Below are 12,080 nucleotides of genomic sequence, written 5' to 3' on the forward strand. Positions count from 1 at the left end.
AAAAATGAGGTGCGATAATGAATGTACTAGTAATTGGCCGGGGCGGCAGGGAGCATGCCATAGCCCGCAAACTATTTGAAAGTAAACGGGTTGGGACAGTTTTTGCAGCACCGGGAAATCCAGGGATGACTGATGTAGCGACTCTTGTGCCGATTGATGAAAACAATCACGGGGGTTTGGTTGCCTTTGCCAAGCAGAATGCAGTTTCATTAACCGTGATCGGGCCCGAAACCCCATTGTTGAATGGACTTGCCGATGATTTTACGGAGGCAGGATTACAGGTATTTGGCCCTAATGGCCGTGCTGCAGTCATCGAGGGAAGTAAATCCTTTGCTAAAGATTTAATGAAGAACTACAGCATTCCGACAGCAGAATATGAAACATTTTCCGATTACGATTCAGCAAAGGCATATATCGAAAAAGTGGGTGCCCCCATCGTCATAAAAGCGGACGGGTTGGCTGCAGGAAAAGGTGTCGTAGTTGCCATGACGATGGAAGAGGCGTTAGACGCCATCCATGATATGCTAGTCGGAGCAAAGTTCGGGGAAGCATCTGCTAAAGTCGTTATTGAAGAATTCCTTGATGGCGAGGAATTTTCATTGATGGCATTCGTTAATGGGGAAAAAGTGTATCCGATGGTCATTGCTCAAGATCATAAGCGGGTTTTTGATGGTGATCAGGGTCCGAACACAGGTGGAATGGGTGCATATTCACCAGTGCCGCAAATTTCCGATGAAATGATTCAGACCGCAGTCGAAACAATTCTTAAGCCCACGGTAAATGCGATGATTTCGGAGAATCGGAGTTTTACAGGTATATTATATGCCGGGTTGATTGCTACCGATAAAGGCACGAAAGTCATTGAGTTCAATGCCCGTTTTGGCGATCCGGAAACGCAAGTTGTTTTACCGCGCCTAAAAACAGATTTCGTAGATGCGCTTGAAGCTGTTCTTTCTGGAGAGGATTTAGAACTTGAGTGGCATGAAGAAGCTGTTCTTGGGGTGGTCGTCGCAGCTGATGGATATCCAGGGGAATATAAAAAGGGTTCTATTATTAATGGCTTGGAAAAGATTGATCAGAATGCCCATGTTTATCATGCTGGAACGGCCCTCGATAGTGAGGGGAATTGCATCACGAATGGCGGACGTGTACTTCTGGTTGCTGCAAAAGGGAAAGATTTGGCCTCTGCCCAGGCTGAAGTATATAAAGAGTTAGAACATATTGAGAAAGATGGTTTATTCTGGCGAATGGATATTGGCTACCGTGCAATAAAATACAATTTTTCATCATAATATAAAGAAGCTGACTCTAAGCGGAGTCAGCTTCTTCTTTAATAGTGATCAGATTGATTAGATTCATGTCCCTGTTTTGGTTCATTTGTCGTTAAGTTTTGTCTGTTTTCCATCGCATCGACGACAGGGCAATAGCGGAGTATGCCTTCGCCTATTTTCATGGCAGAAAGCATGACCACGAATATATAAGATTGGTTTTTCCATGGTTTTTTTACCATTTTAGCCATAGCCCATGTTAGCAATGTAAAACCACAGGTAATTCGCATTAACGCATTTATTATACTGATATTTTGTTTAAACTTCACTTTAAGTCCATCCCTTCACAAAAATTTAACAATAATCTGGTTAACATTACTGTTCTAATGAGGCAAGTATGTTACTATGAAATAAAATTGGATTGAAAATGGTTTTTTTCATACATCTTTTTCTATAAAATTATGGGGGAATGTTTATGCTTGAACAGCGCTATAGATGGAAAAATAAACATCTAAGAGAACATATAGATGTGCTGGATGGCAATAGGGCACCACACATTCTGCTTAAAAATACGACTTATTTAAATCAGGCTTTACGAAAATGGGTAAAAGCGAATATATGGATATATGATGACCGCATCGTATATGTTGGCGATAAGCTTCCTGATAATATAGACCGCTGTGAAACGGTAGACTGTACAAACCAGTACCTAGTCCCGGGTTATATTGAGCCACATTCACACCCTTCTCAATTATATAATCCCCTTTCTTTTTCACGTTATGCATCTCATTTCGGCACAACGACATTAATCAATGATAACTTGCCGTTTTTATTGCAGTTGGATAAAAAGAAAGCGTTTTCTCTTTTGAAAGAATTACGTAACATTCCTGTAACAATGTATTGGTGGAGCCGTTTTGACGGACAAACGGAATTGATCGATGAAGACATGGTCTTTTCCCATGGGGCCGTTAAATCATGGCTGGAGCATGATGCCGTATTACAGGGCGGGGAACTGACTGGATGGCCGAAGCTTCTCGATGGGGATGACATGATGTTGCACTGGATTCAGGAAGCCAAGCGAATGAGGAAGAAAATAGAAGGACACTTTCCAGGTGCTTCAGAGAAGACTTTAGCAAAAATGACCTTGTTCGGCGCCGATTGTGATCATGAGGCAATGACAGGTGATGAAGTCATGTCGCGCTTGCTGCAAGGCTATTATGTATCGTTAAGACATTCTTCGATCCGGCCGGATTTACCGAAGATGATACAGGAAATACATGAGCTGGGCATCGATCAATATGACAAATTCTTTTATACGACAGATGGATCGCCGCCATCCTTTTATGAAGATGGTTTCATAGACTGCTTGATCAAAATAGCAATAGAAAATGGCGTTCCTGTCATCGATGCATACAATATGGCAACAATCAACATCGCACGATATTATAACATTGAATACCTTCATGGCAATATTGCCACAGGAAGGGTAGCGAATATCAACTTCCTGACCGATGTAAAGGAACCCGCACCAGTTTCGGTAATGGCAAAAGGGAAATGGGTTAAAAGGGATGGTGAGATCATTCGGGATGAACAGGAAATCCAATGGAGTGATTTCGATTTTAAACCACTTGATCTTGATTGGGATCTTAGTTTAAAGGAAGATTTTGAATTTTCCATGCCGTTTGGGATTGAATTGGTCAATAATGTAATTACGAAACCGTACTCCCTTGCCAATGATGTTGGGTATGAAGAACTGAACTTTGAGGATGATGAATGCTTTTTCATGCTTATCGATCGGGAAGGGAAATGGCGCATCAATACGATATTAAAAGGGTTTGCAGACAAATTGTGTGGCTTTGCTGGCTCTTATACAAATACAGGTGATATCATACTAATCGGTAAAAGGAAAAAGGATATGCATTTGGCATTTAACCGGCTGAAGGAAATCGGAGGTGGAATCATTTTAACGGAACAAGGCAAGGTGATCCATGAACTTCCTCTGAAATTAAAGGGAGTCATGTCCACCAAGGAGGTTCCTGAACTGATAGATGAAGAAAATGAATTGAAGCATTTGCTGCGGGAGAGAGGTTATCGCTTCGCCGATCCTGTGTACACCCTTTCATTCTTTTCGACAACCCATCTGCCATATATAAGGCTAACCCAGCGAGGCGTATATGATGTAATGAATAAAACTATACTCTTTCCCACTATAATGCGTTAAAATATAAGAGAAGAAATGGCTAATAAATCAGAGGAGTGGAAAGATGAATTTTAAGAGAGTTCTTTTCATGGTTATTGCTATTTTACTGCTGGCAGGCTGTTCTACGAAAGAAGATCCTGCATCGGATGACAGTAAGCCGAAAGACCAAGCTGTCATCAAAAATACAGATGTGAAAAATGAACCTTCCAATGAGTTTCCACTTACAGGTATAGCCACCGATACAGGCAGTGATCGAAGGGCTGCAGCAGTGATGATTAATAATCATCCGGAAGCACGCCCACAATCGGGCCTCTCAGAAGCCGATATGGTCTACGAAATGCTTGCAGAAGGTGACATAACCAGATTTTTAGCTATCTTCCAAAGTGAAATGCCAAGCCAAATCGGTCCGATTCGTAGTGCAAGGGACTATTATATCGAATTGGCTAAAGGCCTTGATTGCATCTATGTCTGTCATGGGAATAGCCCCGAGGCAAAAACCATGCTGGACAAAGGGTATATTGATAACTTGAACGGATTATATTATGATGGTACTTTGTTTCAACGTTCGGCAGATAGAAAAGCACCGCATAATTCCTACATCACCTTTGAGGATATCCAAAAAGGTGCGAAGGAAAAGGGATATGAGTTGAATGGTGCACCGGAGCCTTATGCCTTCCTTACAAAGGAAGAGGCGGCTGGCCTTCAAGGGGAACCGGCATTGAAAACCGAGGTTTCCTACGGATCAGACGAGTATGATGTTCAGTATGAATACGAAGCCACGGAAGAGAAATATAAACGTTATTCGAATGGAGAGCAAACAGTCGAACATAAATCGAGTAAACCTATTTTACTGGATAATATATTGATCATTGAGGCTGCTCATCAAGTGATCGACGATAAAGGGCGTCGTAAAATCGACTTGAAAAGTGGCGGAAAAGGTTATTTACTTCAAAAAGGAAAAGCGAATGAAGTAGAATGGGTTAATAAGGATGGTCGGATTATACCAGTGAAAAACGATAAAGAGGTAGGGTTGATTCCAGGGAAAACTTGGGTCAATATTATTCCGGATGAACCTGGTTTAGTAGGAGACGTCTCATTTTGATACCCATGAAATTGAGGGGGAGTAACATGCAAATTGATAAGTTGAGAGGAAAAGAAACGGATCAGCTGTTTAAGTCGATCCTTTCCTTGCGTGATTTGGACGAATGCTATCGATTTTTTGATGATTTATGCACAGTTAATGAAATTTCATCACTGGCACAACGTCTTGAAGTAGCCCGCATGCTTGAAGAAGGGAAAACCTATCATAAAATCGAAACGGAAACGGGTGCAAGCACGGCTACGATTTCCAGGGTCAAACGCTGCTTGAATTACGGAAATGACGCTTATTCCATGGCTCTTAACCGTATTAAGGATAACGTCGAGGAAACAACTGAATCTTAATTCTTTCGATTATAATAAAAAGCCGGGAAATTCATTTCCCGGCTTTTTACTTTGAGTCCAGCACTTTCTTTGCCGGCTGTCTTTCAGCCGTATCCATGTTATATTGGATTTTAGATTCAGAGGTTCCATTTGGTAATAACATTTTATCGATACTTCTCTTTTTTAATGAAAAATCTTAATGCTATAATGGTGTAATGGGAAGTGTGAATGGAGGATTATAATGTACGATTTTCGCGAGTGGAAACATGTTTTCAAACTCGATCCAAATAAAGAAATAAGTGATGAAGCCCTTGAAAAAGTTTGTGAATCCGGTACCGATGCAATAATGGTCGGGGGAACGGATGGAATCACGCTTGAGAATGTGCTTCATTTAATGGCACGTGTGAGACGATATACCGTCCCATGTGTGATGGAAATTTCTTCTGTTGAAACGGTGACGCCAGGTTTTGATTTATATTTCATTCCGAGTGTCCTGAATAGTACCAACCCGGATTGGATGATGAAACTGCATCAGCAAGCAGTCAAGGAATACGGATACCTTTTGAATTGGGATGAAATTTTCGTTGAAGGGTACTGTATCCTGAATCCTGAGTGCAAGGCGGCCCAATTGACGAAAGCCAATACCGATTTGGATATGGATGATGTGGGTGCATACGCGATGATGGCGGAAAAAATGTTCAACCTGCCGATTTTTTATTTGGAATACAGCGGTGACTACGGCGATGTCCAGATGGTGGAAGCGGCCAAAGAGAGTTTGGAGGATACCGTACTATTCTATGGCGGCGGTATAAAATCGGTTGAACAAGCCAAAGAGATGTCTAAGGTTGCGGATGTCATCGTTGTCGGCAATGTGATTTATGAAGATTTGAAAGTGGCACTTGCAACAGTTTCGGCAGTTAAATGAAAACATGTAATAAATATAGTATACTAAAACAGAAACGAATGTTCGTATAGGCGGTGTGATAATGCAATATTTAGCGGAAAAATTACTAATAGGTTTGAATGAACAGCAACAAAAAGCAGTGAAATCAACTGATGGCCCACTTTTAATCATGGCTGGGGCAGGAAGTGGAAAGACGCGTGTGCTGACTCACCGAATAGCTTACTTGATGGTCGAGAAGGAAATAGCGCCTTGGAACATCCTTGCAATCACGTTCACCAACAAGGCGGCACGTGAGATGAAGGAGAGGATCCGTGCCATACTTGGCGGTGCATCCGAAGATATCTGGATTTCGACTTTCCACTCGATGTGTGTCCGAATTTTACGAAGAGATATTGACCGTATCGGATTTAATAGGAACTTCTCGATATTGGATACGACGGATCAGCAATCGGTCATAAAACAAATCATGAAAGATCGTAATATGGATACAAAGAAATATGATTACCGTGCCATTTTGGGCAGCATCAGTTCAGCGAAAAATGAATTGGTCGGGCCGGAAGAGTACCTGAAGACGGCGTCTGATTACTTCACTAAAGTAACTGCCGATGTATATACGGAATATCAAAAACGGCTGCGTAAAAATTCAGCGCTCGATTTCGATGATTTGATCATGATGACGATTCAATTGTTCCAGCTCGTACCTGAGGTGCTTGAATATTATCAGCGTAAATTTCAATACATTCATGTTGATGAGTACCAAGATACGAACAGGGCTCAATACATGCTTGTTAAACTATTGGCTTCTCGCTTCCGTAATCTCTGTGTTGTCGGGGATTCCGATCAATCGATCTATCGTTGGCGCGGTGCGGATATTGCGAATATCCTTTCATTTGAAAAAGATTACCCGAATGCCAACATGATTTTCCTTGAACAGAATTACCGCTCGACGAAAAAGATTCTTGAAGCGGCGAATAAGGTCATCGATAACAATCAAAACCGGAAGCCGAAAAATCTTTGGACCGAGAATGCTGATGGCAATAAGATATTCTATTACCGTGCGGACAATGAACAAGGGGAAGCGCAATTTGTAGCCGGTAAGATAAATGAGTTAGTGCAGGCCGGCAGCAGGAAATATTCAGATATAGCAATACTTTACAGGACAAATGCACAATCACGTGTCATGGAGGAAGTTCTGCTTAAATCCAATATAAATTATGCAATAGTCGGGGGCACCAAGTTCTATGACCGTAAAGAGATTAAGGATTTACTTGCCTATCTTCGCCTTATTGCGAATCCTGATGATGACATCAGTCTCCGCCGTGTAATCAATGTACCAAAACGCGGAATTGGTGCAACTTCAATGGACAAAGTGGCAGATTATGCAGATCAATATGATGTTTCCATCTATAAAGCACTCGAATCCGTTGAAATGGCAGGGATAAGCGGGAAGGCTACCAAAGCGGCAAGGGAATTCCATACGCTGATCACTAACTATACAAATCAGCAGGAATATTTATCCGTGACGGAACTTGTGGAGGAAGTCATTAAGAAAACCGGTTACCGTGAGATGCTGCAGGCAGAAAAAACGATTGAATCACAAAGCCGGCTTGAAAATATAGATGAGTTTTTATCTGTTACGAAAGCATTCGAAGATAACAGCGAGGACAAATCATTGGTGGGCTTTTTGACTGACCTGGCGTTGGTTGCCGACATAGACCAACTTGATGAGAATTCCGAAGAAGCTACAAATACGGTAACGTTGATGACACTGCATTCAGCGAAGGGACTTGAATATCCGGTGGTCTTTCTATTGGGCCTTGAAGAAGGGGTTTTCCCTCACAGCCGCTCGCTTATGGATGAAGAGGAGATGGAAGAAGAACGCCGTCTGGCTTATGTGGGAATTACCAGGGCTGAAAATGAGCTATTCATAAGCAATGCCCAAATGCGGACCTTGTATGGACGGACGAGCATGAATCCTGTTTCACGTTTCATTAATGAAATACCAGAGGAACTACTTGAAGATTTAAAACCGAAACCGGCTCCTAGAGCAAGGCAAACACCTTTCAGTTCTTCAAGAACCGGATCTCCTTCAACAGCTTCAACAAGAAAAGTGCCTGCCTTTGGAAGAGCTGTTTCTGCACCATCCGCAACGGGCGGTGAAGAAATCGGCTGGGCTGTCGGCGACCGTGCCTCCCATAAAAAATGGGGTATAGGAACCGTGGTGAGCGTAAAAGGGGAAGGCGAGAGCAAGGAACTGGATATTGCCTTCCCAAGTCCAATTGGCATCAAACGCCTATTGGCGAAATTTGCACCAGTTGAAAAAGCATAAGCTATTAATATGCTTCTACTGGTAAAGAATAGGGATATCTGACTTTAGACACCGCTCTTCTAAAAGAAGTGCGGTGGAGTCTTCTTTAGAAAGGATTGAACGTATGGACTTACAAGCTGCAGAGAAGAAAGTTCTAGAACTGCAAACGTTATTGAACCAATACAGCTATGAATATTATGTAATGGACCAGCCATCAGTACCTGATGCTGAATATGATCGGCTACTCCGTGAACTTATTGAGTATGAGGAGAAATTTCCGGAACTGCAAACGGCGGACTCACCGACACAACGGGTCGGTGGCGCCATTTTGGATATGTTTGAAAAAGTAGAGCATACCACACCGATGCTTAGTTTAGGCAATGCCTTCAATGAAAGTGACTTACGGGATTTTGACAGAAAGGTCAGACAATCCGTAGGTGACGATTTTTCCTATGTATGTGAATTGAAAATTGATGGACTTGCCGTCACTCTTCAATATGAGAATGGGTTTTTCGTAAGAGGGGCAACTCGTGGAGATGGAACGATCGGTGAAGATATTACCGCTAATTTGAAAACGATCAAGTCGATTCCATTGAAGTTGCGGGAGCCGGTTGCCATAGAAGTGCGCGGTGAGGCCTTCATGCCAAAAAAATCATTCGAATCATTGAACAAGGCCAAAGAAGAACGCGGTGAGGAACCATTTGCAAACCCACGAAATGCGGCTGCCGGCTCGTTAAGGCAGCTTGACCCAAAACTCGCTGCAAAACGGAACTTGGATATTTTCCTTTATGCGATTGCCAATTTTGGGGAAACAGGGGTCCGTTCCCACAGTGAGGGTCTGGATTTATTGGATCGCCTCGGGTTTAAGACGAATCGGGAAAGAAAAACATGCTCCAATATAGAGGAAGTAATAGCTTATATAGTAGAATGGACGGAGCAACGTCCAAACTTAGCCTATGATATTGATGGAATTGTCGTTAAGGTGGATTCCCTTGAACAGCAGGATGAATTAGGTTTTACTGCAAAAAGTCCGCGATGGGCCATTGCTTATAAATTCCCAGCTGAAGAAGTCATTACAACCCTAAGGGATATCGAGCTGAATGTGGGCCGTACGGGTGTATTGACTCCGACCGCAGTTTTGGATCCCGTTCGGGTAGCAGGTACGACTGTGCAGCGAGCTTCACTTCATAACGAAGACTTAATCCGTGAAAAGGACATCAGAATCGGAGATCAAGTGGTCGTGAAAAAAGCGGGTGATATCATCCCAGAGGTGGTCAATGTACTGGTAGAGCGCCGTACAGGGGAAGAAGTCGAGTTTAAGATGCCGGCTGAGTGTCCGGAATGCAGCAGTGAACTTGTCCGGCTGGAGGGAGAGGTTGCTTTACGCTGCATTAACCCGAAGTGTCCTGCACAAATAAGGGAAGGCTTGATTCACTTTGTTTCCCGTACAGCAATGAATATAGACAGTCTTGGTGAAAAAGTGATTAGTTTGTTGTTTAAAGAACAACTCATACAAGATGTGGCTGATATTTATAAGCTTACATACAATCAACTGATTGCTTTGGAAAGGATGGGGGATAAATCCGTCAATAAACTTCTTCAAGCAATCGAAGCTTCGAAAACCAATTCGTTGGAAAAACTGCTATTCGGGCTGGGCATTCGCCATGTTGGTTCAAAAGCGGCCAAGACACTGGCACGGGAGTTCGGGACGATGGAAGCCTTAAGCAAGGCGAGCCGTGAAGACCTAACGTCCATTAATGAAATTGGTGATAAGATGGCCGATTCCATCGTAGCCTATTTTGAATTGGAAGAAGTCCATGCGTTACTCAATGAATTGGAGGCAGCCGGTGTGAACCTTACGTTTAAAGGGCCAAGAGCTGTTGCCATTGAAGAAATCGATTCCGTTTTTGCCGGTAAAACAGTCGTTTTAACCGGTAAATTGCATCAGTTAACACGTAACGAAGCAAAAGAGAAATTAGAGGCGCTAGGAGCTAACGTTGCTGGAAGTGTCAGCAAGAAAACCGATTTGGTAATAGCTGGCGAAGATGCCGGTTCCAAACTGGAAAAAGCGGAAAGCCTAGGCGTCATGGTATGGGATGAAGAGAGACTGATTGAGGAACTAAATAAATAAGAGGTGTAGCTATGAGGAAACACTCTATTTTGGGGATGATTCTTATACTGCTTCTTGCTGGATGTGCGCCTAGTTTTGAGGATAAGCAAGAGGTAGTTCAAGACTCCAAAGACAAAAAAGAAACGGCAATTATTCCGAAGTATAAAATTTCGGAAGAATACTATCAAACAATCCTACCGTTTGAACCATCAAAAGCACGTGGTTTGGTCGTATCCAATCTAAATACCCGATATGACATTGAAGAATTCGAAAATGGATTGATGCGGTTGGCCCAAACCCAATTCGACCCGGAAGATTACCTATTTCAAGAGGGGCAAATGCTGGATAGTTCCACGATATCTTCTTGGTTGAACAGAAAATATACCGATAGTCAGTTGAAAGAAAAAAAGATGAAGGCCTCAGAGAACCTTGGCTTGAATCCGGTTGATCCAGGTAAAGGAGACATTGATAAGCGGAATGAAGAAAATCCAATTTATCTTGCTCATATTTTAGAACATAATTACTTGGTCAAAACAAAGGATAATTCAGTGAGCCTAGGCGGGGTTGTAATAGGTCTTGCGTTGAATTCAGTGCATTACTATCAAAAAGAGGCATTCGGTGCCACCTATGAAAATAAAATCGATAGTAAAAAGCTAAAGCAAGAAGGGGAGAAAATTGCTGCAGAAGTATTAAAAAGGCTGCGTAAAATGGACAAGCTGAAAAATGTTCCGATTACGATTGCCCTATTCGAGCAAAATGAAAAATCCTCAGTAGTCCCTGGGAATTTCATTTCCTATACAAATATCGATAAAAACTCTGACAATATTGGAAAATGGACGAACTTGAATGAAGAGTATTTCCTATTTCCTTCTGCTAGTGCTGAAAAAAAATACCGCGATGACGTCAATACTTTCACGAACTTTAAAGAAGATGTCGAAGAATACTTCCCTAACTTTAATGGAGTCATCGGCAGGGCGTTCTATATGGATGATCAATTGCAAAGTCTGAACATCGATATCCCGATTCAATTTTATGGGAACTCGGAAGCGATCGGCTTTACCCAATATGTTGCGGGGCTTGTAATGGAACGTTTCCCGAACTACATTGCCGTACAGGTATCCATTACCTCTGTAAATGGACCTGAAGCGCTCATAGTCCGTGAAGCAAATCAAGACGAACCAACCGTGCATATATACGAATGAAAAAAGATGAAGCTTAACGGCTTCATCTTTTTTGTGAATAAAATTTGTAGCTTTTTTATGCGAATTTGAAAATATCCTTTAACCTGGAACAAAAATATATAATAGGAAGTAAACCCTTCCATCTTAGGGAGCAAATGCATGATAAAGGGAACATTTGTCGAATTTCACAAGCCTTATTGTCATTTCCCCGGAAATTCCGGCAACTTTCCCATATTTCCCGGAAAATATCTCTTTTTCCTTATGAAATAATTGATTTTCGACATTGTATCTCTTGTTGCTTTACTGTGCAATAGTTTGATATGATTTAAACGATGATTATATGGAGAAAAGCGACGAAATTCAGTCGATTTGGATATTTTTTCGGAGGTGAAGAGAATGTCACGTATTTCTATGGAACAAGTTAAACACGTTGCCCATTTGGCTCGTTTGGCCATTACGGAAGAAGAAGCACAACAGTTTCAGCATCAGCTTGACCAAATGATTTCATTCGCGGAGCAGTTGAATGAGCTTGATACGGATCAAGTAAACCCGACTTCTCACGTTTTGGATATGAAGAATGTTATGCGCGAAGATGTCGCAAAACCAGGATTGCCAGTAGAAGAAGTAGTTAAAAATGCACCGGATAGCAAAGAAGGATATATCCGTGTACCATCTATAATTGAATAA

At 42.1% G+C, this 12,080-nt stretch carries 10 protein-coding genes; 9 read left to right on the forward strand and 1 reads right to left on the reverse strand.

What is annotated here, in order from left to right:
* Nucleotides 1-17 precede the first annotated feature (17 nt).
* Complete coding sequence (gene purD / locus N0M92_RS24255; RefSeq protein WP_260288219.1) at nucleotides 18-1,292, forward strand: phosphoribosylamine--glycine ligase; 1,275 nt, start codon at nucleotides 18-20, stop codon at nucleotides 1,290-1,292.
* 38 nt (nucleotides 1,293-1,330) lie between these two features.
* Here purD and N0M92_RS24260 read toward each other — a convergent pair whose 3' ends face one another.
* Entirely contained in the window at nucleotides 1,331-1,597 is a 267-nt protein-coding gene (locus N0M92_RS24260) for a YgaP-like transmembrane domain (protein WP_260288220.1), read from the reverse strand.
* A gap of 146 nt (nucleotides 1,598-1,743) precedes the next feature.
* On the opposite strand from N0M92_RS24260, the gene N0M92_RS24265 reads away from it, so the two are divergent.
* From N0M92_RS24265 to gatC, 8 genes are all read left to right on the forward strand, one after another.
* Nucleotides 1,744-3,489, forward strand: coding sequence for an adenine deaminase C-terminal domain-containing protein (locus tag N0M92_RS24265; protein ID WP_260288221.1), 1,746 nt, complete (start codon nucleotides 1,744-1,746; stop codon nucleotides 3,487-3,489).
* Nucleotides 3,490-3,532: 43 nt separating this feature from the next.
* Nucleotides 3,533-4,570, forward strand: coding sequence for a DUF3048 domain-containing protein (locus tag N0M92_RS24270; protein ID WP_260288223.1), 1,038 nt, complete (start codon nucleotides 3,533-3,535; stop codon nucleotides 4,568-4,570).
* Between the two features lie 26 nt (nucleotides 4,571-4,596).
* Nucleotides 4,597-4,911: a YerC/YecD family TrpR-related protein gene (locus tag N0M92_RS24275; protein WP_034306094.1), complete on the forward strand. Its 315-nt coding sequence runs from the start codon at nucleotides 4,597-4,599 to the stop codon at nucleotides 4,909-4,911.
* A 220-nt stretch (nucleotides 4,912-5,131) separates the two neighbouring features.
* Nucleotides 5,132-5,815, forward strand: coding sequence for a heptaprenylglyceryl phosphate synthase (locus N0M92_RS24280; protein WP_260288224.1), 684 nt, complete (start codon nucleotides 5,132-5,134; stop codon nucleotides 5,813-5,815).
* Nucleotides 5,816-5,876: 61 nt separating this feature from the next.
* Nucleotides 5,877-8,123, forward strand: coding sequence for a DNA helicase PcrA (pcrA, locus tag N0M92_RS24285; RefSeq protein ID WP_260288225.1), 2,247 nt, complete (start codon nucleotides 5,877-5,879; stop codon nucleotides 8,121-8,123).
* 103 nt (nucleotides 8,124-8,226) lie between these two features.
* Nucleotides 8,227-10,233 carry an NAD-dependent DNA ligase LigA gene (ligA, locus tag N0M92_RS24290; RefSeq protein WP_260288227.1) on the forward strand — a complete coding sequence of 669 codons (2,007 nt, stop codon included), beginning with the start codon at nucleotides 8,227-8,229 and terminating at the stop codon, nucleotides 10,231-10,233.
* Between the two features lie 11 nt (nucleotides 10,234-10,244).
* Nucleotides 10,245-11,414: a CamS family sex pheromone protein gene (locus tag N0M92_RS24295; protein WP_260288228.1), complete on the forward strand. Its 1,170-nt coding sequence runs from the start codon at nucleotides 10,245-10,247 to the stop codon at nucleotides 11,412-11,414.
* A 375-nt stretch (nucleotides 11,415-11,789) separates the two neighbouring features.
* Nucleotides 11,790-12,080, forward strand: coding sequence for an Asp-tRNA(Asn)/Glu-tRNA(Gln) amidotransferase subunit GatC (gene gatC, locus N0M92_RS24300; RefSeq protein ID WP_076372748.1), 291 nt, complete (start codon nucleotides 11,790-11,792; stop codon nucleotides 12,078-12,080).

The organism is Peribacillus aracenensis (assembly GCF_025175645.1).
GTDB lineage: Bacteria > Bacillota > Bacilli > Bacillales > DSM-1321 > Peribacillus > Peribacillus aracenensis.